The organism is Cellulosimicrobium sp. CpK407 (genome assembly GCF_051844275.1).
In the GTDB taxonomy this organism is placed as follows: Bacteria; Actinomycetota; Actinomycetes; order Actinomycetales; family Cellulomonadaceae; genus Cellulosimicrobium; species Cellulosimicrobium cellulans_G.
The window spans coordinates 13,189-34,107 of record NZ_JBGNYC010000050.1; the positions used below are offsets into that span (position 1 = coordinate 13,189).

General features: G+C 68.6%; 32 protein-coding genes. All 32 read left to right on the top strand.

Going from position 1 to position 20,919, the window contains the following annotated elements:
* Nucleotides 1-116 precede the first annotated feature (116 nt).
* On the top strand, nucleotides 117-2,219 hold the full coding sequence (gene fusA / locus ABWU78_RS17380; protein WP_253050805.1) for an elongation factor G: 2,103 nt from the start codon (nucleotides 117-119) through the stop codon (nucleotides 2,217-2,219).
* A 127-nt stretch (nucleotides 2,220-2,346) separates the two neighbouring features.
* Nucleotides 2,347-3,543: an elongation factor Tu gene (gene tuf / locus ABWU78_RS17385; RefSeq protein WP_253050806.1), complete on the top strand. Its 1,197-nt coding sequence runs from the start codon at nucleotides 2,347-2,349 to the stop codon at nucleotides 3,541-3,543.
* A 516-nt stretch (nucleotides 3,544-4,059) separates the two neighbouring features.
* Entirely contained in the window at nucleotides 4,060-4,368 is a 309-nt protein-coding gene (gene rpsJ, locus ABWU78_RS17390; protein ID WP_012867945.1) for a 30S ribosomal protein S10, read from the top strand.
* A gap of 14 nt (nucleotides 4,369-4,382) precedes the next feature.
* Entirely contained in the window at nucleotides 4,383-5,045 is a 663-nt protein-coding gene (gene rplC / locus ABWU78_RS17395) for a 50S ribosomal protein L3 (RefSeq protein ID WP_047233811.1), read from the top strand.
* Between the two features lie 5 nt (nucleotides 5,046-5,050).
* A complete protein-coding gene (gene rplD, locus ABWU78_RS17400) occupies nucleotides 5,051-5,755 on the top strand; it encodes a 50S ribosomal protein L4 (protein ID WP_047233829.1) in 705 nt (234 codons plus the stop codon).
* Entirely contained in the window at nucleotides 5,752-6,042 is a 291-nt protein-coding gene (rplW, locus tag ABWU78_RS17405) for a 50S ribosomal protein L23 (RefSeq protein WP_021479876.1), read from the top strand. The genes rplD and rplW overlap by 4 nt, the downstream gene beginning before the upstream one ends.
* Before the next feature lie 31 nt (nucleotides 6,043-6,073).
* On the top strand, nucleotides 6,074-6,910 hold the full coding sequence (gene rplB, locus ABWU78_RS17410; protein WP_047233812.1) for a 50S ribosomal protein L2: 837 nt from the start codon (nucleotides 6,074-6,076) through the stop codon (nucleotides 6,908-6,910).
* A 15-nt stretch (nucleotides 6,911-6,925) separates the two neighbouring features.
* A complete protein-coding gene (gene rpsS, locus ABWU78_RS17415) occupies nucleotides 6,926-7,207 on the top strand; it encodes a 30S ribosomal protein S19 (RefSeq protein ID WP_047233813.1) in 282 nt (93 codons plus the stop codon).
* 58 nt (nucleotides 7,208-7,265) lie between these two features.
* A complete protein-coding gene (gene rplV, locus ABWU78_RS17420; protein ID WP_021479879.1) occupies nucleotides 7,266-7,637 on the top strand; it encodes a 50S ribosomal protein L22 in 372 nt (123 codons plus the stop codon).
* On the top strand, nucleotides 7,637-8,482 hold the full coding sequence (gene rpsC, locus ABWU78_RS17425; protein ID WP_253050808.1) for a 30S ribosomal protein S3: 846 nt from the start codon (nucleotides 7,637-7,639) through the stop codon (nucleotides 8,480-8,482). Before rplV ends, rpsC begins: the two co-directional genes overlap by 1 nt.
* Nucleotides 8,483-8,485: 3 nt before the next feature.
* Nucleotides 8,486-8,905 (top strand): 50S ribosomal protein L16, encoded by a 420-nt coding sequence (gene rplP / locus ABWU78_RS17430; RefSeq protein WP_047233815.1) that lies wholly within the window; start codon nucleotides 8,486-8,488, stop codon nucleotides 8,903-8,905.
* Entirely contained in the window at nucleotides 8,905-9,141 is a 237-nt protein-coding gene (gene rpmC, locus ABWU78_RS17435) for a 50S ribosomal protein L29 (RefSeq protein WP_021480429.1), read from the top strand. The genes rplP and rpmC overlap by 1 nt, the downstream gene beginning before the upstream one ends.
* 11 nt (nucleotides 9,142-9,152) lie before the next feature.
* Complete coding sequence (rpsQ, locus tag ABWU78_RS17440) at nucleotides 9,153-9,443, top strand: 30S ribosomal protein S17 (protein ID WP_047233816.1); 291 nt, start codon at nucleotides 9,153-9,155, stop codon at nucleotides 9,441-9,443.
* A 204-nt stretch (nucleotides 9,444-9,647) separates the two neighbouring features.
* Complete coding sequence (gene rplN / locus ABWU78_RS17445; protein ID WP_021480431.1) at nucleotides 9,648-10,016, top strand: 50S ribosomal protein L14; 369 nt, start codon at nucleotides 9,648-9,650, stop codon at nucleotides 10,014-10,016.
* Between the two features lie 2 nt (nucleotides 10,017-10,018).
* Entirely contained in the window at nucleotides 10,019-10,360 is a 342-nt protein-coding gene (gene rplX, locus ABWU78_RS17450; protein WP_087471316.1) for a 50S ribosomal protein L24, read from the top strand.
* Nucleotides 10,360-10,929 carry a 50S ribosomal protein L5 gene (gene rplE / locus ABWU78_RS17455; RefSeq protein WP_087471317.1) on the top strand — a complete coding sequence of 190 codons (570 nt, stop codon included), beginning with the start codon at nucleotides 10,360-10,362 and terminating at the stop codon, nucleotides 10,927-10,929. Before rplX ends, rplE begins: the two co-directional genes overlap by 1 nt.
* Nucleotide 10,930: 1 nt before the next feature.
* A complete protein-coding gene (locus ABWU78_RS17460) occupies nucleotides 10,931-11,116 on the top strand; it encodes a type Z 30S ribosomal protein S14 (RefSeq protein ID WP_021480434.1) in 186 nt (61 codons plus the stop codon).
* An 82-nt stretch (nucleotides 11,117-11,198) separates the two neighbouring features.
* On the top strand, nucleotides 11,199-11,597 hold the full coding sequence (gene rpsH / locus ABWU78_RS17465) for a 30S ribosomal protein S8 (protein ID WP_087471318.1): 399 nt from the start codon (nucleotides 11,199-11,201) through the stop codon (nucleotides 11,595-11,597).
* Nucleotides 11,598-11,616: 19 nt separating this feature from the next.
* Nucleotides 11,617-12,153 carry a 50S ribosomal protein L6 gene (rplF, locus tag ABWU78_RS17470; protein ID WP_087471319.1) on the top strand — a complete coding sequence of 179 codons (537 nt, stop codon included), beginning with the start codon at nucleotides 11,617-11,619 and terminating at the stop codon, nucleotides 12,151-12,153.
* Nucleotides 12,154-12,155: 2 nt separating this feature from the next.
* Nucleotides 12,156-12,527 carry a 50S ribosomal protein L18 gene (rplR, locus tag ABWU78_RS17475; RefSeq protein ID WP_047233819.1) on the top strand — a complete coding sequence of 124 codons (372 nt, stop codon included), beginning with the start codon at nucleotides 12,156-12,158 and terminating at the stop codon, nucleotides 12,525-12,527.
* A 40-nt stretch (nucleotides 12,528-12,567) separates the two neighbouring features.
* Nucleotides 12,568-13,224: a 30S ribosomal protein S5 gene (gene rpsE / locus ABWU78_RS17480; protein WP_024840322.1), complete on the top strand. Its 657-nt coding sequence runs from the start codon at nucleotides 12,568-12,570 to the stop codon at nucleotides 13,222-13,224.
* Nucleotides 13,224-13,406: a 50S ribosomal protein L30 gene (gene rpmD / locus ABWU78_RS17485; protein WP_021480439.1), complete on the top strand. Its 183-nt coding sequence runs from the start codon at nucleotides 13,224-13,226 to the stop codon at nucleotides 13,404-13,406. Before rpsE ends, rpmD begins: the two co-directional genes overlap by 1 nt.
* 2 nt (nucleotides 13,407-13,408) lie before the next feature.
* Nucleotides 13,409-13,975, top strand: a complete 567-nt coding sequence (gene rplO / locus ABWU78_RS17490) for a 50S ribosomal protein L15 (RefSeq protein ID WP_253050809.1) — start codon at nucleotides 13,409-13,411, stop codon at nucleotides 13,973-13,975.
* Between the two features lie 308 nt (nucleotides 13,976-14,283).
* Entirely contained in the window at nucleotides 14,284-15,582 is a 1,299-nt protein-coding gene (secY, locus tag ABWU78_RS17495; protein WP_253050810.1) for a preprotein translocase subunit SecY, read from the top strand.
* Nucleotides 15,579-16,190 (top strand): adenylate kinase, encoded by a 612-nt coding sequence (locus ABWU78_RS17500; RefSeq protein ID WP_439159063.1) that lies wholly within the window; start codon nucleotides 15,579-15,581, stop codon nucleotides 16,188-16,190. The genes secY and ABWU78_RS17500 overlap by 4 nt, the downstream gene beginning before the upstream one ends.
* A gap of 40 nt (nucleotides 16,191-16,230) precedes the next feature.
* Nucleotides 16,231-17,067, top strand: a complete 837-nt coding sequence (gene map, locus ABWU78_RS17505) for a type I methionyl aminopeptidase (protein WP_353707802.1) — start codon at nucleotides 16,231-16,233, stop codon at nucleotides 17,065-17,067.
* A 320-nt stretch (nucleotides 17,068-17,387) separates the two neighbouring features.
* Nucleotides 17,388-17,609, top strand: a complete 222-nt coding sequence (infA, locus tag ABWU78_RS17510) for a translation initiation factor IF-1 (RefSeq protein WP_012867920.1) — start codon at nucleotides 17,388-17,390, stop codon at nucleotides 17,607-17,609.
* A 95-nt stretch (nucleotides 17,610-17,704) separates the two neighbouring features.
* Nucleotides 17,705-17,818 (top strand): 50S ribosomal protein L36, encoded by a 114-nt coding sequence (gene rpmJ / locus ABWU78_RS17515; protein ID WP_003956441.1) that lies wholly within the window; start codon nucleotides 17,705-17,707, stop codon nucleotides 17,816-17,818.
* Nucleotides 17,819-18,055: 237 nt separating this feature from the next.
* Nucleotides 18,056-18,430, top strand: coding sequence for a 30S ribosomal protein S13 (rpsM, locus tag ABWU78_RS17520; RefSeq protein WP_021479758.1), 375 nt, complete (start codon nucleotides 18,056-18,058; stop codon nucleotides 18,428-18,430).
* A gap of 113 nt (nucleotides 18,431-18,543) precedes the next feature.
* Nucleotides 18,544-18,948: a 30S ribosomal protein S11 gene (gene rpsK, locus ABWU78_RS17525; RefSeq protein ID WP_021479759.1), complete on the top strand. Its 405-nt coding sequence runs from the start codon at nucleotides 18,544-18,546 to the stop codon at nucleotides 18,946-18,948.
* A gap of 217 nt (nucleotides 18,949-19,165) precedes the next feature.
* Nucleotides 19,166-20,182 (top strand): DNA-directed RNA polymerase subunit alpha, encoded by a 1,017-nt coding sequence (locus tag ABWU78_RS17530; protein ID WP_253050812.1) that lies wholly within the window; start codon nucleotides 19,166-19,168, stop codon nucleotides 20,180-20,182.
* A gap of 74 nt (nucleotides 20,183-20,256) precedes the next feature.
* Entirely contained in the window at nucleotides 20,257-20,820 is a 564-nt protein-coding gene (gene rplQ, locus ABWU78_RS17535) for a 50S ribosomal protein L17 (RefSeq protein WP_253050813.1), read from the top strand.
* The last annotated feature ends 99 nt before the right edge of the window (nucleotides 20,821-20,919 follow it).

Consider the following 20,919-nt stretch of genomic DNA (forward strand, 5'->3'; position numbering starts at 1 on the left):
CGCACGACGGGCCCCGGGGACCGACGCGTCCCCGGGGCCGTCGGCGGGTCCGAGGCCGGTCACCCCGGTCCGAGCAGCGCCCCCCGACTCAACCCATCTAACGAGGGAAGCAGACCGTGGCACTTGACGTGCTGACCGACCTGAGCAAGGTCCGCAACATCGGCATCATGGCCCACATCGATGCCGGGAAGACCACGACCACCGAGCGCATCCTGTTCTACACGGGTGTGAACTACAAGCTCGGCGAGACGCACGACGGCGCGTCGACGACCGACTGGATGGAGCAGGAGAAGGAGCGCGGCATCACGATCACGTCCGCCGCCGTCTCGTGCTACTGGAACAAGAACCAGATCAACATCATCGACACGCCCGGCCACGTCGACTTCACGGTCGAGGTCGAGCGCTCCCTGCGCGTGCTCGACGGCGCCGTCGCGGTCTTCGACGGCAAGGAGGGCGTGGAGCCCCAGTCCGAGACGGTGTGGCGCCAGGCGGACAAGTACAACGTCCCCCGCATCTGCTTCGTCAACAAGATGGACAAGCTCGGCGCGGACTTCTACTTCACCGTCGACACCATCATCAACCGTCTCAAGGCCAAGCCGCTGGTCATCCAGCTGCCGATCGGCGCCGAGAGCGACTTCACCGGCGTCGTCGACCTCATCGAGATGAAGGCGCTCGTCTGGCACGGGGAGACCCAGCTCGGCGAGGCGTACGACACCGAGGAGATCCCCGCGGACCTGGTCGAGAAGGCCGAGCGGTACCGCAGCGAGCTCGTCGAGGCCGTCGCCGAGGCCGACGAGGAGCTGCTGGAGAAGTACCTCGGCGGCGAGGAGCTGACGGTCGCCGAGATCAAGTCCGGCATCCGCAAGCTCGTCATCGCGGGCGAGGCGTTCCCGGTCCTCTGCGGTTCCGCGTTCAAGAACAAGGGCGTCCAGCCCATGCTCGACGCGGTCATCGACTACCTGCCGTCGCCCCTCGACGTGCCGGCGATCGACGGTCACGACCCCAAGGACGAGGAGAAGGTCGTCCAGCGTCACCCCGACGCCTCGGAGCCGTTCTCCGCGCTCGCCTTCAAGGTCGCGGCGCACCCGTTCTTCGGCAAGCTCACCTACGTGCGCGTGTACTCCGGTCGCGTCGAGCCCGGCCAGCAGGTCGCGAACTCGACCAAGGGCAAGAAGGAGCGCATCGGCAAGATCTTCCAGATGCACTCCAACAAGGAGAACCCGGTCGACGAGGCGAGCGCCGGTCACATCTACGCGGTCATCGGCCTCAAGGACACGACGACCGGTGACACGCTGAGCGACATGGCGAACCCGGTGATCCTCGAGTCGATGAGCTTCCCGGAGCCCGTCATCGACGTCGCGATCGAGCCGAAGACGAAGGCTGACCAGGAGAAGCTCTCCACGGCGATCCAGAAGCTCGCCGAGGAGGACCCGACGTTCCGCGTCAAGCTGGACGACGAGACCGGCCAGACCGTCATCGGCGGCATGGGCGAGCTCCACCTCGACATCCTCGTCGACCGCATGCGTCGCGAGTTCAAGGTCGAGGCCAACGTCGGCAAGCCGCAGGTCGCGTACCGCGAGACCATCCGCCGCAAGGCGGAGAAGATCGAGTACACGCACAAGAAGCAGACCGGTGGGTCCGGGCAGTTCGCGAAGGTCCAGGTGACCTTCGAGCCGCTCGACACGGCCGAGGGCGAGCTCTACGAGTTCTCCAACGCCGTCACCGGTGGTCGCATCCCGCGCGAGTACATCCCGAGCGTCGACGCCGGTATCCAGTCCGCGATGGAGCTCGGCGTGCTCGCCGGCTTCCCGCTGGTCGGGGTGAAGGCGACCCTGCTCGACGGCGCCTACCACGAGGTCGACTCCTCGGAGATGGCGTTCAAGATCGCCGGCTCGATGGTCCTCAAGGAGGGCGTCAAGCGGGCGGACCCGGTTCTGCTGGAGCCGGTGATGGCGGTCGAGGTGCGTACGCCCGAGGAGTACATGGGCGACGTCATCGGCGACCTGAACTCACGTCGTGGAATGATCCAGTCCATGGAGGACGCGACGGGTGTGAAGGTCGTCCGGGCCCAAGTACCGTTGTCAGAGATGTTCGGGTACATCGGTGACCTCCGGTCCAAGACCCAGGGGCGCGCGGTGTACTCGATGCAGTTCGACAGCTACGCCGAGGTTCCTCGGAACGTTGCCGAAGAGATCATCAAGAAGACCCGGGGCGAGTGAGTCCCCACAGGTCGAAGACCCGCACAACCATCAACCTGTAGGAAACCGCAACGCCCCGCGGATGTAAGATCTCTCGGTCGACATTCGCAACGTTCGGCACATCTACCCAAGTCCCAGGAGGACCCCAGTGGCTAAGGCCAAGTTCGAGCGGACCAAGCCGCACGTCAACGTCGGCACCATCGGTCACGTCGACCACGGTAAGACGACGCTCACGGCGGCGATCTCGAAGACGCTCGCGGACACGTACCCGGACCTGCCGGCGAACACGCAGCGCAACTTCGACGAGATCGACGCGGCTCCCGAGGAGAAGCAGCGCGGTATCACGATCAACATCGCGCACATCGAGTACGAGACGCCGAAGCGCCACTACGCGCACGTCGACGCCCCGGGTCACGCCGACTACATCAAGAACATGATCACCGGTGCCGCCCAGATGGACGGCGCGATCCTGGTGGTCGCCGCGACCGACGGCCCGATGGCCCAGACGCGCGAGCACGTCCTGCTCGCCCGCCAGGTCGGCGTGCCGTACCTGCTCGTCGCGCTGAACAAGTCGGACATGGTCGACGACGAGGAGATCCTCGAGCTCGTCGAGATGGAGGTGCGCGAGCTCCTCTCCTCGCAGGAGTTCGACGGCGACAACGCGCCGGTCGTGCGCGTGTCGGGTCTCAAGGCGCTCGAGGGCGACCCCGAGTGGACCGCGAAGATCCTCGAGCTCATGGAGGCCGTGGACGAGAACGTCCCGGAGCCCGTCCGCGAGCTCGACAAGCCGTTCCTCATGCCCGTCGAGGACGTCTTCACGATCACCGGTCGTGGCACCGTCGTCACCGGCAAGGTGGAGCGTGGCACGCTCGACCTCAACTCGGACGTCGAGATCGTCGGCATCCGCGCGCCCCAGAAGACCACGGTCACGGGCATCGAGACGTTCCACAAGCAGATGGACCAGGCTCAGGCCGGCGACAACACCGGTCTGCTCCTGCGCGGCATCAAGCGCGAGGACGTCGAGCGCGGCCAGGTCGTCGTCAAGCCGGGCTCGATCACCCCGCACACCAACTTCGAGGCGCAGGTCTACATCCTGGGCAAGGACGAGGGTGGCCGTCACAACCCGTTCTACTCGAACTACCGTCCGCAGTTCTACTTCCGGACCACCGACGTCACCGGCGTCATCACGCTGCCCGAGGGCACCGAGATGGTCATGCCCGGCGACAACACCGAGATGACGGTCGAGCTCATCCAGCCGATCGCCATGGAGGAGGGCCTCGGCTTCGCCATCCGCGAGGGTGGCCGCACCGTCGGCTCGGGCCGCGTCACCAAGATCCTCAAGTGATCTGACGCTGCCTCCGCAGCACTCGTCGAAGGCCCGGTCCCGTCCGCGGGGCCGGGCCTTCGGCCTGCGGTCCGCCGCCCTGTGCGGTGGCACCGCGGTCACACCTGCGGTCACCGTCACAGCACCCGCCCCGGTCTCGACTTGGCCCGGGCGGGCTTCGTGTGGCAGACTGTTCAGGTTGCCTGTTACGGGTGCGCTCTTTCACGTGTCGAACAGTGTGTTGAACCGGTCCTCCCGAGGAGGACCAGGACCCCGGGATCTCGTCCCGGGTCTGCGGGTTGAGCTCTCTGTCGCCATGGATCGAGTACCCCGCGGAACACACGTTCCGACCAGGCTCGCACAAACGTTGTGGTCTGCTCCGCGGAGCCGTGCGTCAGCACGGTGCGGACGCTGGTCCACATATCCAACGGCCCTGCGTCTCTCGGCGCGTGCGCCCAGGTGCGTCGCGACTACGCGACACGCCCGAGCGCGGGGGTCGGACAGCTAGCGGTTCGAGAGAGAGAGTCAGACGACGCCATGGCGGGACAGAAGATCCGCATCCGGCTCAAGTCCTACGACCACGAGGTCATCGACAGCTCGGCGCGCAAGATCGTCGACACGGTGACGCGCGCTGGTGCAACGGTCGTGGGTCCGGTGCCGCTGCCGACGGAGAAGAACGTCTTCTGCGTCATCCGGTCGCCTCACAAGTACAAGGACAGCCGCGAGCACTTCGAGATGCGCACGCACAAGCGGCTGATCGACATCATCGATCCCACGCCGAAGGCCGTCGACTCGCTCATGCGTCTCGACCTGCCTGCCGACGTGAACATCGAGATCAAGCTCTGAGGCTGGAGGACATCATGACTATTCCCCAGCAGAACGCGCGCCCGGTCACCGCGGTGCTCGGCACGAAGCTCGGGATGACGCAGCTCTGGGACGAGGCCGGTCGCCTCGTGCCCGTGACCGTCGTCGCCGTCGGGACGAACGTCGTGACGCAGGTGCGCACGGCCGACGCCGACGGGTACGCCGCCGTGCAGCTCGCCTACGGCCAGATCGACCCGCGCAAGGTCACGAAGCCGCTCAAGGGCCACTTCGAGAAGGCCGGCGTCACGCCGCGCCGTCACGTCGCCGAGGTCCGTACCACCGACGCCGCCGAGTACTCGCTCGGCCAGGAGATCACCGCGGAGGCCTTCGAGGCCGGCGCCGTGGTCGACGTCGTGGGCACGACCAAGGGCAAGGGCACCGCCGGTGTCATGAAGCGCCACGGCTTCTCCGGCGTGGGCGCCTCGCACGGTGCGCACCGCAACCACCGCAAGCCGGGCTCGATCGGTGGGGCCTCGACCCCGTCGCGCGTGTTCAAGGGCCTGCGCATGGCCGGTCGCATGGGCAACGCCCGCCAGACCACCCAGAACCTGACCGTCCACGCGGTCGACGCCGAGAAGGGTCTGCTGCTCGTCAAGGGCGCGGTTCCCGGCCCCAAGGGCGGCGTCGTCCTCGTGCGCAGCGCCGCGAAGGGAGCGTGAACACCATGTCCGCTCTGACCGTTGACGTGCTGGACCCCAAGGGCAAGAAGGCCGGCACCGCCGAGCTCCCCGCCGAGGTGTTCGACGTCGAGCTCAACGTCCCGCTGATCCACCAGGTCGTCGTCGCCCAGCGTGCCGCTGCACGCCAGGGCACCCACGACACCAAGAGCCGCGGCGAGGTCCGCGGTGGTGGTCGCAAGCCGTACAAGCAGAAGGGCACCGGCCGCGCCCGCCAGGGTTCGACCCGTGCGCCGCAGTTCGCCGGCGGTGGCACCGTCCACGGCCCGACGCCGCGCTCGTACGACCAGCGGACGCCCAAGAAGATGAAGGCCGCCGCGCTCCGCGGTGCCCTCTCGGACCGCGCCCGCAACGGCCGTGTCCACGTCGTGACCGGCTTCGGCGTCGACGGCCTGCCGTCGACCAAGACCGCCGTCTCGACGCTCGCCAAGCTCTCCGAGCGCAAGCACGTCCTCGTGGTCACCGAGCGTGGCGACGAGCTGACGATCAAGTCGCTGCGGAACGTCGAGCAGGTCCACCTCCTGGTGGCCGACCAGCTCAACACCTACGACGTGCTCGTCTCCGACGACGTCGTCTTCACGCAGGGCGCGCTCGACGCGTTCCTGGCGGGCCCGGCCACGGGTCGCTCCGCGAAGGCCGTCGCCACCTCCACCGAGGCGGACGAGACTGCTGCCGAGGAGGCCGCGAAGTGACCACCGTGACCAAGGACCCCCGTGACGTGATCCTCGCGCCGGTCGTCTCCGAGAAGAGCTACGGCCTGCTCGACGAGGGCAAGTACACGTTCGTCGTCGACCCGCGGGCCAACAAGACCGAGATCAAGATCGCCGTCGAGCAGATCTTCTCCGTCAAGGTGGCCTCGGTGAACACGATCAACCGCAAGGGCAAGACGCGTCGCACGCGTTTCGGCCTGGGCAAGCGCAAGGACACCAAGCGTGCGATCGTCACCCTCCGCGAGGGCACGATCGACATCTTCGGCTGAGCCGACGAGAGCAGATTGAGGACAGATCCCCATGGGAATCCGTAAGTACAAGCCGACGACGCCCGGCCGCCGCGGCGCGAGCGTCGCCGACTTCGCCGAGATCACGCGCTCGCAGCCGGAGAAGTCTCTGGTCCGCCCGCTCTCGAAGAGCGGCGGCCGCAACAGCTCCGGCCGGATCACCACCCGTCACAAGGGTGGTGGCCACAAGCGTGCGTACCGCGTGATCGACTTCCGTCGCCACGACAAGGACGGCGTGCCCGCCAAGGTCGCGCACATCGAGTACGACCCCAACCGCACGGCGCGCATCGCGCTCCTGCACTACGCGGACGGCGAGAAGCGCTACATCATCGCGCCGGCCAAGCTCAAGCAGGGCGACGTCGTCGAGAACGGTGCGGGCGCGGACATCAAGCCCGGCAACAACCTGCCGCTGCGCAACATCCCGACCGGTACGGTCATCCACGCCATCGAGCTCAAGCCCGGTGGCGGCGCGAAGATCGCCCGCTCGGCCGGTGCCTCCGTGCAGCTCGTCGCCAAGGACGGGCCGTACGCGCAGCTCCGCATGCCCTCCGGCGAGATCCGCAACGTCGACCTGCGCTGCCGCGCGACGGTCGGCGAGGTGGGCAACGCCGAGCAGTCGAACATCAACTGGGGCAAGGCCGGCCGCATGCGCTGGAAGGGCAAGCGCCCGACCGTCCGCGGTGTCGCCATGAACCCGATCGACCACCCGCACGGTGGTGGTGAGGGCAAGACGTCCGGTGGTCGCCACCCGGTGAGCCCGTGGGGCCAGCCGGAGGGCCGTACCCGCCGTCCGAACAAGCCGAGCGACAAGCTGATCGTGCGTCGTCGCCGTACCGGCAAGAAGCGCTGATAGGAGCCTGGAGACATGCCTCGTAGCCTGAAGAAGGGCCCCTTCGTCGACGGCCACCTGCAGAAGAAGGTGGACGCTCAGAACGAGAAGGGGACCAAGAACGTCATCAAGACCTGGTCCCGTCGGTCGGTCATCACGCCCGACTTCCTCGGTCACACGTTCGCCGTGCACGACGGTCGCAAGCACACGCCGGTGTTCGTCACCGAGTCGATGGTCGGCCACAAGCTCGGCGAGTTCGCTCCCACGCGGACCTTCCGCGGCCACGTGAAGGACGACAAGAAGGGTCGTCGCCGCTGACCCCCGGGTCAGTCTGGTGACGACCTGGACGGTCAAGAGACAAGAAGGCAGGACAGCAATGGAAGCCAAGGCGCAGGCGCGGTTCGTCCGTGTCACGCCCCAGAAGGCCCGGCGCGTCGTGGACCTCATCCGTGGCAAGCAGGCCTCCGAGGCCGTCGCGGTGCTGAAGTTCGCACCGCAGGCGGCGAGCGAGCCCGTCCGCAAGGTCGTGGAGAGCGCCATCGCGAACGCCCGGGTGAAGGCAGACCGTGCGAGCGAGGCGTTCGAGGAGCAGGAGCTCGTCGTGCGTGAGGCGTTCGTCGACGAGGGTCCGACCCTCAAGCGTTTCCGCCCGCGGGCCCAGGGCCGTGCGAACCGCATCCTCAAGCGCACCAGCCACATCACCGTGGTCGTCGCTCCGCGTGAGAACACGAAGGGAAGTGCCCGATAGTGGGACAGAAGGTTCACCCGCACGGGTACCGCCTCGGCATCACCACCGACCACCGGTCGCGCTGGTTCGCCGACAGCACCAAGCCCGGACAGCGGTACCGCGACTACGTCCGCGAGGACGTCCAGATCCGCAAGCTCATGAGCACCGGTCTCGAGCGCGCAGGCATCTCCAAGGTCGAGATCGAGCGCACCCGTGACCGCGTCCGCGTGGACATCCACACGGCGCGCCCCGGCATCGTCATCGGTCGCCGCGGCGCCGAGGCGGACCGCATCCGCGGCGAGCTGGAGAAGCTCACCGGCAAGCAGGTGCAGCTCAACATCCTCGAGGTGAAGAACGCCGAGGTCGACGCGCAGCTCGTCGCCCAGGGCATCGCCGAGCAGCTCGCGAGCCGCGTCTCGTTCCGTCGTGCGATGCGCAAGGGCATCCAGTCGGCGCAGCGCGCCGGTGCCAAGGGCATCCGCGTGCAGGTCTCCGGCCGCCTCGGCGGCGCGGAGATGAGCCGGTCGGAGTTCTACCGCGAGGGTCGTGTGCCGCTGCACACGCTCCGCGCGTACATCGACTACGGCTTCTTCGAGGCCCGCACGACCTTCGGCCGCATCGGCGTGAAGGTCTGGATCTACAAGGGCGACGTCACCGAGAAGGAGTTCGCCGCGCAGCAGGCCACGGCCGCTCCGCGCCAGGGCCGTGGCGGCCCGCGCGGTGAGCGTGGCGGCGACCGTCGTGGTGGTGGCCGTCGTCCCGAGCGTTCGGGCGAGCGGACCTCCGGGTCCGAGGCGCCGGCCGCGGCTGAGCAGTCCGCTCCTGCCGCGGAGGCGAAGGCCCCTGAGACCGGAACGGAGGCCTGAGTCATGCTGATCCCGCGCAGGCTCAAGCACCGCAAGCAGCACCACCCGTCGCGCTCCGGCGCGGCGAAGGGTGGCACGCAGATCGCGTTCGGCGAGTACGGCATCCAGGCTCTCGAGCCGGCGTACGTCACCAACCGTCAGATCGAGGCTGCTCGTATCGCGATGACCCGCCACATCAAGCGTGGCGGCAAGGTCTGGATCAACATCTACCCGGACCGTCCCCTGACCAAGAAGCCTGCCGAGACCCGCATGGGTTCCGGTAAGGGTTCGCCCGAGTGGTGGGTCGCCAATGTCAAGCCCGGCCGCATCGTCTTCGAGCTGGCCGGTGTCCCGGAGGACCTGGCTCGCGAGGCGATGCGTCGCGCGATCCACAAGCTCCCGATGAAGTGCCGTTTCGTGGTGCGCGAGGGTGGTGGCAACTGATGGCAATCGGAACGAAGGGGCTCGCCCCCGTCGACCTCGACGCCATGGACGACGAGACGCTCGTCGCCGAGCTCAAGAAGGTCAAGGAGGAGCTCTTCAACCTCCGCTTCCAGTCGGCCACCGGCCAGCTGGAGAGCCACGGGCGCCTCAAGGCCGTCCGCCGCGACATCGCGCGGATCTACACGATCCTGCGTGAGCGCGAGCTCGGCATCCGTACCGCGCCGAGTGCCGAGTGAGTGAGGCTGGAATGAGCGAGAACGCAACGAACGCGCCCGAGGCGGCCGAGGAGCGCGCGAACCGCAAGACGCGCCGCGGCTACGTCGTGAGCGACAAGATGGACAAGACCGTGGTGGTCGAGGTCGAGGACCGGGTCAAGCACCCGCTCTACGGCAAGGTCATCCGCCGCACGAGCAAGGTCAAGGCGCACGACGAGCAGAACTCTGCCGGCGTGGGCGACCTGGTGCTCATCATGGAGACCCGCCCGCTGTCCGCGACCAAGCGGTGGCGCCTCGCGGAGATCCTCGAGAAGGCCAAGTGATCCACCGGTCGTGACGGGCGGGCTCGCTCGCTCGTCACGACCGCTCTCGTGCCGCACCGCGGTGCGGCAACCAGTGAGGACAGGTCGGGCGGGTCCACCGCCCGGTCCTGGCCGGTTCACCCGCGAGGGACCCGGCACTGACAGCTACCCGTTCGGCAAGGCTCGCCCCGCGCGAGAACCGGCTCGACGACAGGAGTTCATTACATGATCCAGCAGGAGTCGCGACTTCGTGTCGCCGACAACACGGGTGCCAAGGAGATTCTCTGCATCCGCGTTCTCGGTGGCTCGGGCCGTCGCTACGCCGGAATCGGCGACGTCATCGTCGCAACCGTCAAGGACGCGATCCCGGGCGGCAACGTGAAGAAGGGTGACGTGGTCAAGGCCGTCGTCGTCCGCACCGCCAAGGAGCGCCGTCGTCCGGACGGTTCCTACATCAAGTTCGACGAGAACGCCGCCGTGATCCTCAAGAACGACGGCGAGCCGCGCGGGACGCGCATCTTCGGCCCGGTCGGGCGCGAGCTGCGCGACAAGCGGTTCATGAAGATCATCTCGCTGGCTCCGGAGGTGCTCTGACCATGGCCAAGATCAAGAAGGGCGACCTCGTCGTCGTCATCGCCGGCAAGGACAAGGGCAAGCAGGGCCGCGTCCTCGAGGTGCTCACCGACCGTGACCGCGTCATCGTCGAGGGCGTCCAGCGCATCACCAAGCACACCAAGGTCGGCCAGTCGCAGCGCGGCACGCGGACCGGTGGGATCGAGACCGTCGAGGCGCCGATCCACATCAGCAACGTGATGGTCGTCGACCCGGAGACCAAGAAGGGCACCCGCGTCGGGTACCGCACCGAAGAGGTCGAGCGTGACGGCCGCAAGCGCACCGTGCGCGTGCGTGTCGCCAAGCGCTCCGGGAAGGACATCTGATGAGCACCGAGATCGTTGCCCCCGAGGTGCCTCGCCTGAAGCAGCGCTACCGCGAGGAGATCGTCGCCGGTCTGCGCGAGGAGTTCGGGCACGAGAACGTCAACCAGGTCGCCCGCGTCACGAAGATCGTCGTGAACATGGGTGTCGGTGACGCCGCCAAGGACTCGAAGCTCATCGAGGGCGCCATCCGCGACCTGTCCGCGATCACCGGCCAGAAGCCGCAGGTGACCAAGGCCCGCAAGTCCATCGCGCAGTTCAAGCTGCGCGAGGGCATGCCGATCGGCGCGCACGTCACGCTGCGCGGCGACCGCATGTGGGAGTTCCTGGACCGCCTCCTGTCGATCGCCCTGCCGCGCATCCGCGACTTCCGCGGCCTGTCGCCCAAGCAGTTCGACGGGCACGGCAACTACACGTTCGGTCTCACGGAGCAGTCCATGTTCCACGAGATCGACCAGGACAAGATCGACCGTGTCCGCGGTATGGACATCACGATCGTGACCACGGCGACGACCGATGACGAGGGCCGCTCCCTGCTGCGCCGTCTCGGCTTCCCCTTCAAGGAGAACTGACATGGCGAAGAAGGCCCTGATCAACAAGGCGGCCGCCAAGCCGAAGTTCGCGGTCCGCGCCTACACCCGGTGCCAGAAGTGCGGTCGCCCGCACTCGGTGTACCGCAAGTTCGGCCTGTGCCGCATCTGCGTGCGCGAGATGGCCCACCGTGGCGAGCTTCCCGGCGTCACCAAGAGCAGCTGGTAACAACTACGTCGTAGGTCCTGGCGGAGCGCGCCGCACGGCGCGCTCCCGCCCGGATACCACGTCGAGGAAGGGCTAGAGCCCGATGACGATGACCGACCCGATCGCAGACATGCTGACGCGTCTGCGGAACGCGAACTCGGCTTACCACGAGACGGTGACCATGCCGTACTCGAAGCTGAAGTCGCACATTGCCGAGATCCTCCAGGCCGAGGGCTACATCTCCGGCTGGAGCGTCGAGGACGCGACGGTGGGCAAGAACCTCACCATCCAGCTGAAGTTCGGCCCGAACCGTGAGCGCAGCCTCGCCGGCGTGCGCCGCGTGTCCAAGCCGGGCCTGCGCAAGTACGCCAAGTCGACCGAGCTGCCGAAGGTTCTCGGCGGCCTGGGCGTGGCGATCCTGTCCACGTCCTCCGGCCTGCTCACCGACAAGCAGGCCGCCAAGAAGGGCGTGGGCGGCGAAGTCCTCGCCTACGTCTGGTAATCCGGAAAGGAGATACGCCATGTCTCGAATCGGCAAGATCCCCGTTCCGGTTCCCGCCGGAGTGGACGTCACCATCAGCGGTGCGCTCGTGACCGTGAAGGGCCCCAAGGGCTCCCTCGAGCACCACGTGCCCGCCCCCATCCAGGTCGCTCAGGAGGACGGCACCCTCGTGGTGACGCGCCCGAACGACGAGCGCGAGTCCCGCGCGCTGCACGGCCTCACGCGCACCCTCCTGGCGAACATCGTCGAGGGCGTGACGCAGGGCTACGAGAAGAAGCTCGAGATCGTCGGCACCGGTTACCGCGTGACGGCCAAGGGCTCGGACCTCGAGTTCGCCCTCGGCTTCAGCCACCCGGTCGTCGTGACGCCACCCGCGGGCATCGCGTTCGCGGTCGAGAGCCCGACGAAGTTCTCGGTCTCCGGCATCGACAAGCAGCAGGTCGGCGAGGTCGCAGCGAACATCCGCAAGATCCGCAAGCCCGAGCCGTACAAGGGCAAGGGTGTGCGTTACGCCGGCGAGGTCGTCCGCCGCAAGGTCGGAAAGGCTGGTAAGTAACGATGGCTCTGAAGGTTCTCGGCAAGGGCAAGGCCGTCGCGCGTCAGCGCCGCCACCTCCGCCTGCGCAAGAAGATCAAGGGGACCGCCGCTCGTCCGCGCCTCGTGGTGACGCGCTCCACGCGCCACATCACGGCCCAGGTCGTGGACGACACGATCGGTCAGACGGTCGCGTCGGCCTCGTCGCTCGAGGCGGACCTGCGTGCGCTCGACGGCGACAAGAGCGCCAAGGCCCGCAAGGTCGGCGAGCTCGTCGCCGAGCGTGCGAAGGCCAAGGGCGTCGACGCGGTCGTCTTCGACCGTGGCGGCAACAAGTACCACGGTCGGGTCGCTGCGGTCGCCGACGGCGCCCGCGAGGGCGGTCTGTCCCTGTGACGACGCCGACCATCCCCACACGGAAGCAAAGGATTCTCTGATGGCTGCAGGGCAGCGCAGCAACACCGGCGCCCCCACGGGTGCCGCCAACGAGTCGAGCGACCAGAACGCGCGCGGGGGGCGCCGCGACGACCGTCGTGGTGACCGTCGCGACGGTCGCCGTGGCGACGCAGCCGAGAAGAACGCCTTCGTCGAGCGCGTCGTCACCATCAACCGCGTCGCCAAGGTCGTCAAGGGCGGCCGTCGCTTCAGCTTCACCGCGCTGGTCGTGGTGGGCGACGGCGACGGCACCGTCGGTGTCGGCTACGGCAAGGCGAAGGAGGTGCCCGCGGCGATCGCCAAGGGTGTCGAGGAGGCCAAGAAGAACTTCTTCAAGGTCCCGCGCATCCAGGGCACCATCCCGCACCCCATCCAGGGTGAGGCCGCCGCCGGCGTCGTCTTCCTCCGTCCGGCCGCTCCCGGTACCGGTGTGATCGCCGGTGGTCCGGTGCGCGCCGTGCTGGAGTGCGCCGGCATCCACGACGTGCTGAGCAAGTCGCTCGGCTCGTCGAACGCGATCAACATCGTGCACGCGACCGTCGAGGCCCTGCGCAACCTGGAGCAGCCCGAGGCTGTCGCCGCGCGCCGTGGTCTCCCGCTCGAGGACGTGGCCCCGGCCGCGCTCCTGCGTGCCCGTGCTGCGGGGGTGAACGCCTGATGGCCAGGCTCAAGGTGACCCAGACGAAGTCCGCCATCGGCGGCAAGCAGAACCAGCGCGACACGCTGCGCACTCTGGGCCTCAAGCGGATCGGCGACACCGCCGTGAAGGAGGACCGCCCGGAGATCCGCGGCATGGTCGCGACGGTGGCGCACCTCGTCACCGTTGAGGAGGTCGAGTGACCATGGCTGAGAAGGCCACCAAGGAGACCGCCGAGGCTCCGAAGAAGAAGGCTGCTGCCAAGGCCCCCGCGAAGGCGGAGGCCGCGACTGCCGAGAAGCAGTCGGGCAAGCAGACCGAGGGTGCCGGCGGCACGCTCAAGATCCACCACCTGCGTCCGGCTCCCGGCGCCAAGAAGGCCAAGACCCGCGTGGGTCGTGGTGAGGCGTCGAAGGGTAAGACGGCGGGCCGCGGTACCAAGGGTACGAAGGCTCGTTACCAGGTTCCCGAGCGCTTCGAGGGCGGGCAGATGCCTCTGCACATGCGCCTCCCGAAGCTGCGCGGCTTCAAGAACCCGTTCCGCACCGAGTACCAGGTCGTGAACCTGGACAAGCTCGCGGCGCTGTACCCCGAGGGTGGCCAGGTCACCGTCGAGGACCTCGTCGCGAAGGGCGCGGTCCGCAAGGGCCAGCTCGTCAAGGTGCTCGGCACGGGCGAGATCACCGTCAAGCTCGAGGTCGCGGTCGACGCCCTCTCGGGCGCCGCGCGCGAGAAGATCCTCGCGGCCGGCGGTTCGGTCTCGGAGGACTGACACCCCTGGACAGGGCCGGTGGCGCGCTCGCGCCGTCGGCCCTGTCCGCGTCTGGGGAGGCCCTCCCGCACGACCCGTGGTCCGTCCGGCAGCGCGCCACGGTTAGACTCTCCGACGGTTGTCTCCCCGCACCCCGGGGTGACCGCCGTCACTCGCAGGTCCACGGTCGGTCCGTCCGGTCGTCGGGACCGACTTGCCGTTCGACGCGGCGCTACGGCTAGGGTGCCTCTTGGCGCCCGTGCCGTGCGTCACACCTCGCCGGGCCTCCCGGCGACACGACATCCCGCCTCGGCGGGCCAGGAGGATAGGTGCTCAGCGCATTCGCCCGGGCTTTCCGGACGCCCGACCTGCGGCGCAAGCTGCTGTTCACGATCGCGATCATGGCGATCTTCCGGGTGGGGTCGTTCATCCCCACGCCGGGTGTGGACTACCCCAACGTGCAGCAGTGCATCGCGGAGACCGCCGACGGCAACGACCTGCTCGGCCTCGTCAACCTCTTCAGTGGTGGCGCCCTGCTCCAGCTGTCGATCTTCGCGCTCGGCATCATGCCGTACATCACCGCGAGCATCATCGTCCAGCTGCTGCGCGTCGTGATCCCTCGATTCGAGGCGCTCCACAAGGAGGGCCAGTCGGGCCAGGCGAAGCTCACGCAGTACACGCGCTACCTGACGATCGCCCTCGCCATCCTCCAGTCGACGACCGTCATCACGACGGCGCGCAACGGCCTGCTCTTCCAGGGCTGCTCGGTGGACGTCATCCCCGACGGCAGCTTCCTGACGATGGCGCTCATGGTCATCACCATGACCGCGGGCACCGGCCTCATCATGTGGCTCGGCGAGCTCATCACCGAGCGCGGCGTCGGCAACGGCATGTCGCTCCTCATCTTCACGTCGATCGCCGCGAGCTTCCCGACCGCCCTGTGGTCGATCGCCGGTGGTGCGAACGGCGCGACGAACTTCATCATCATGATCGCGGTCATCGTGGTCGTCATCGGCCTGGTCGTGTTCGTCGAGCAGTCCCAGCGCCGCGTCCCCGTCCAGTACGCCAAGCGCATGGTCGGGCGCCGCATGTACGGCGGGTCGAGCACCTACATCCCGATCAAGATCAACATGGCCGGCGTCATCCCGGTCATCTTCGCGGCCTCGTTGCTCGCGGTCCCGGGCCTCATCGCGCAGTTCGGCGACCAGAGCGCCGACTGGGTCATCTGGGTCAGCACGAACCTGGCCGACCCGGCCGCGCCGCTGCACATCGTGCTGTACGTGCTGATGATCCTGTTCTTCTGCTTCTTCTACACGTCGATCACGTTCAACCCGGACGAGGTCGCGGACAACATGAAGAAGTACGGCGGCTTCATCCCCGGCATCCGTGCCGGGCGGCCGACCGCCGAGTACCTCGACTACGTCATCACCCGCATCACGTCCGCGGGCTCCATCTACCTCGCGCTCGTCGCCCTGCTGCCGACGCTGGTCCTCATCGGGCTCGGCGTGAGCACGAACATCCCGTTCGGTGGCTCCTCGATCATCATCGTCGTCGGCGTCGGCCTGGAGACGGTCAAGCAGATCAACTCCCAGCTGCAGCAGCGCCACTACGAAGGGTTCCTCCGTTGAGCAACGCCACCGACGGCCAGTCCACCTCGCGTCCCGCGCGTCTCGTCATCATGGGCCCGCAGGGCGCGGGCAAGGGGACGCAGGCCGCCCGGCTCGCCGAGCAGCTCGCCATCCCTGCGATCTCGACCGGAGACATCTTCCGGGCGAACATCAAGGGCGGTACGGAGCTCGGCAGGCTCGCGCAGGAGTACACCGCGAAGGGCGACCTCGTCCCCGACTCGGTGACGAACGCGATGGTGCGCGACCGTCTCGCCCAGGACGACGCGGCGCAGGGGTTCATCCTCGACGGGTACCCCCGCAACGCGGCCCAGGTCGTCGAGCTCGACGCGATCCTCGCCGACCTGGGTGTCGCGCTCGACGGCGTCGTGGAGCTCACGGCCGACCGCGACGAGCTCCTCGCCCGACTGGCGAAGCGCGCGGAGATCGAGGGCCGCGAGGACGACACCGAGGAGGCCATCGCGCGCCGCCTCGACATCTACGCCGAGCAGACGGCGCCGCTCACGTCCGCCTACGACGAGCGCGGCCTGCTCGTGCGTGTCGACGGCATCGGCGACGTCGACGAGATCACCGGACGCATCGTCTCGGCGCTGGCCGCGCTCGTCGGCTGAGCGCCGTCCGTTCGTCCGTCAGGTTCTGGGGAGCAGCAGGGTGTTCGGTCGCGAGCGCATCGAGTACAAGACGCACGACCAGGTCCGGTCCATGCGCAGCGCCGGCCTCGTGGTCGCGCGGGCGCTCGAGACGGTCCGTGAGACCGTCCGCCCGGGCATGACGACGGCCGACCTGGACGCGCTCGCCGCCGCGGTGATCGCCGACGCCGGCGCGACGCCGTCGTTCCTCGGCTACGAGGGATACCCGGCGTCGCTGTGCGTGTCCGTGAACGACGAGGTCGTGCACGGCATCCCCGGTCCGCGCGAGCTGCGTCCGGGCGACATCGTCTCCGTCGACTGCGGGGCGATCGTCGACGGCTGGCACGGCGACTCGGCCGTCTCCTTCGTCCTCGGGGAGGGCGAGCCGCGCGACGAGGCGCTCGTCGAGGCCACGCGCCGCGCGATGTGGGCGGGCATCGCCGCGCTCGCCACGAGCGAGCGGCTCGGCGACGTGGGTGCCGCGATCGAGGACTCGGTCCGGGTCTCGGGAGAGTCCGACGGCGTCTCCTACGGGATCGTCGAGGAGTACGTGGGCCACGGCATCGGCTCCGCGATGCACCAGCCGCCCGACGTCCCGAACTACCGCACGCGTGAGAAGGGCCCGCGGCTGCGCCCGGGCATGTGCCTCGCGATCGAGCCGATGCTGACCCTCGGCGACCGGTTCACCGAGGTCTGCGAGGACGACTGGACGGTCGTGACCGACGACGGCGCCCGTGCCGCGCACTGGGAGCACAGCGTCGCGATCCTCGACGAGGGGATCTGGGTCCTCACCGCACCCGACGGCGGCGCGGCCGAGCTCGCGGAGCTCGGCGTCCGCGTCGCACCCCTGGCGGCCTGACGCCCTCTACCCGCCCGGCACCTGACCCGCGCCTGCGCGGCCCGGCGTCCGCACGGCACCTGTCTGGTCGGCCCGGCGCACGGCGGGGGAGTGACGCGTCGCACGACCTCCGGCGCCCGCCACGGTTTCGCGACTCTTGCCGAATGCCGTAGGATGGTCCGTCGGGTGTAGTCCGTGCACGTCGTTCGACCGGCCCCCGTCCCTCGGGACCCGGGCGACCGATCCTCGCACGCGGCTCCACGCACCTCCCACGAACGGACGACCCTCGGGTCGGGCGTGCGCGGGAGTACCAGCAGTTCAGACGAGAGTTAGCGGAGGACATGGCAAAGAAGGACGGTGTCATCGAGATCGAGGGCAGCGTGGTCGAGGCCCTGCCGAACGCGATGTTCCGCGTGGAGCTGGCCAACGGTCACAAGGTTCTCGCGCACATCTCGGGCAAGATGCGCCAGCACTACATCCGGATCCTCCCCGAGGACCGGGTCGTGGTCGAGCTGAGCCCGTACGACCTGTCCCGCGGCCGGATCGTCTACCGCTACAAGTAGTCGCCACGCGTCCACCCACTCACCCGCCTCGCCACCCGGATCCCGGGACCGCTCGTCGGTCGCGCCCGGAGCGGGGCACCACTGAGGGAACGAAGATGAAGGTCAAGCCCAGCGTCAAGAAGATCTGCGACAAGTGCAAGGTGATCCGCCGGCACGGTCGCGTCATGGTGATCTGCGACAACCTGCGGCACAAGCAGCGCCAGGGCTGAGCCCGCGCCTGCGCCACGGGTGACGGTCCCTCGGGACCGCGGTCACCTGGCCGCCCGTCACGACGACGGACGACCACCAGCGCACCACCACGAACCTGCTCGGCACCCCGGACACGCGTCCGGGAGGAGAACGCCACAGGCAGGGGAACCCCCGGCTCGGAGGCCGGGGCCCACGGAGCTCCCCGTGGGAGGGCGGTGCGAGAGACCTCCGACGAAGCACGAGGAGCCGAAAGGCACATGGCACGTCTCATCGGCGTCGACCTCCCCCGCGACAAGCGGCTCGAGGTTGCGCTCACCTACATCTACGGCGTCGGCCGTACCCGCGCCCAGCAGACGCTGGCCGCGACCGGCATCAGCCCGGACGCGCGCGTGAAGGACCTCGGCGACGCCGAGCTCGTCGCGCTCCGCGACTACCTCGAGGGCAACTACAAGCTCGAGGGTGACCTCCGTCGTGAGGTGGCCGCCGACATCCGCCGCAAGGTCGAGATCGGCACCTACCAGGGCCTGCGTCACCGCCGCGGCCTGCCCGTGCGCGGCCAGCGCACCAAGACCAACGCGCGTACGCGCAAGGGACCCAAGCGCACCGTGGCCGGCAAGAAGAAGGCCCGCTGAGCCAGTCCGCAGGGCGGGCCCCGCTCGGGTGCTGACGTCGGCCGCACGGTCCACGTCGTCCCGGTCGGAGATCCCCGCGGTCAGACCACCTCAGACCAGGAGAGAAACGAAAGATGCCTCCCAAGACTCGCGCCGCCGCTGGGCGCAAGCCTCGCCGCAAGGACAAGAAGAACGTCCCCGCCGGCCAGGCGCACATCAAGAGCACGTTCAACAACACGATCGTGTCGATCACGGACCCGTCGGGCGCCGTGATCGCGTGGGCCTCCGGCGGCGACGTCGGCTTCAAGGGCTCGCGCAAGTCGACCCCCTTCGCCGCCGGCCTCGCGGCCGAGGCCGCTGCCCGCAAGGCGCAGGAGCACGGCATGAAGAAGGTCGACGTCTTCGTCAAGGGCCCGGGCTCGGGTCGCGAGACGGCGATCCGCTCGCTGCAGTCGGCCGGCCTCGAGGTCGGCTCGATCCAGGACGTCACGCCGCAGGCGCACAACGGGTGCCGCCCGCCCAAGCGTCGTCGCGTCTGACCCTCGTCGTCGGCGTGCCGTCGACGGGCCGCCCGGTCACCGACCGGCGGAGCCCGTCGACGGCGCCCGTCACGGGGCAGCAGCCTCCTGACGGGGTCGACGCACCCTTCCCGACCGGGTGGACAGAGTCCCGGCCGGGGCCGCGTGCCGCAGGCACGCACCTCGCCTTGAACCGTGCAGCGTCATATGGCGGACGCTCACCGAAAGGAAACCACCAGTGCTGATCGCACAGCGCCCCACCTTGACCGAAGAGGTCATCTCGGAGAACCGTTCGCGCTTCTCCATCGAGCCGCTGGAGCCCGGCTTCGGCTACACGCTCGGCAACTCGCTGCGTCGCACGCTGCTGTCGTCCATCCCGGGCGCGGCGGTCACCTCCATCCGCATCGACGGTGTGCTCCACGAGTTCACCACCGTGCCGGGTGTGAAGGAGGACGTGACCGAGGTCATCCTCAACATCAAGAACCTCGTCGTCTCCTCGGAGAACGACGAGCCCGTCGTGATGTACCTGCGCAAGCAGGGTGCTGGTGCGGTCACCGCGGCGGACATCGTCCCGCCCGCGGGTGTGGAGGTCCACAACCCCGAGCTGCACATCGCCACGCTCAACGACAAGGGCAAGCTCGAGATCGAGCTGACCGTCGAGCGCGGCCGTGGGTACGTCTCGGCCTCGCAGAACAAGTCCTTCGACGCCGAGATCGGGCGCATCCCGGTCGACTCGATCTACTCGCCGGTCCTCAAGGTGACCTACAAGGTCGAGGCGACGCGTGTCGAGCAGCGTACGGACTTCGACAAGCTGGTCGTGGACGTCGAGACGAAGCCGGCCATCTCGCCGCGCGACGCGCTCGCGTCGGCGGGCAAGACGCTGGTGGAGCTCTTCGGCCTGGCCCGTGAGCTCAACGTCGAGGCCGAGGGCATCGAGATCGGCCCGTCGCCGACGGACGCGGCTCTCGCCGCGGACCTGGCGCTGCCGATCGAGGAGCTCAACCTCACGATCCGCTCGTACAACTGCCTCAAGCGCGAGGGCATCCACCAGGTGGGCGAGCTCGTCGCACGCAGCGAGGCGGACCTGCTGGACATCCGCAACTTCGGTGCGAAGTCCATCAACGAGGTGAAGGAGAAGCTCGCCGAGCTCGGCCTGTCCCTCAAGGACTCGCCGCTCGACTTCGACCCGTCGGCCGCCGCGTACTACGACGGCGACGACGAGGCGACGTTCTCGGACACCGAGCAGCAGTACTGAGCCTGCGGCTCTAGACACCTCAGCGCGTCCGGGTCCGCACCTGCGGCGCGAACACTTCCCAAGGAGCACATCCCATGCCTACCCCCGCCAAGGGCCCCCGGCTCGGCAGCGGACCGGCTCACGAGCGCCTGATGCTCGCGAACCTGTCCACCCAGCTCTTCGAGCACGGCCGCATCACGACCACCGAGACCAAGGCGAAGCGTCTGCGCCCGGTGGCCGAGCGCCTCATCACGTTCGCCAAGCGCGGCGACCTGCACGCGCGTCGTCGCGTCCTGCGCGTCGTGCGCGACAAGTCCGTGGTGCACACGCTGTTCACCGAGATCGCCCCGCAGATGGCGGAGCGTGAGGGTGGCTACACGCGCATCACGAAGGTCGGCACGCGCAAGGGCGACAACGCGCCCCTCGCCGTGATCGAGCTCGTGACCGAGCCCGTCAGCCCCAAGCAGGCCGTCGTCCGCGAGGCGGAGAAGGCCGCGGAGAAGGCGAGCAAGAAGAAGGCTGACAAGCCGGCCAAGAAGGCCGACGCGGTCGAGGACGCGCCCGTCGAGGACGCTCCCGTCGCCGTCGAGGACGCTCCCGCCGAGGACGTCCAGGACGCGCCCGTCGAGGACGCCGCCGAGGAGAAGAAGGAGGCCTGAGCCTCCTCGATCGACTCTCGGGGTCTTCCGCGACCCCACGCCGCAGGGCCCGGGACCGTACGGTCCCGGGCCCCGCGGCGTTCTGCCGCCCTGCCGGAG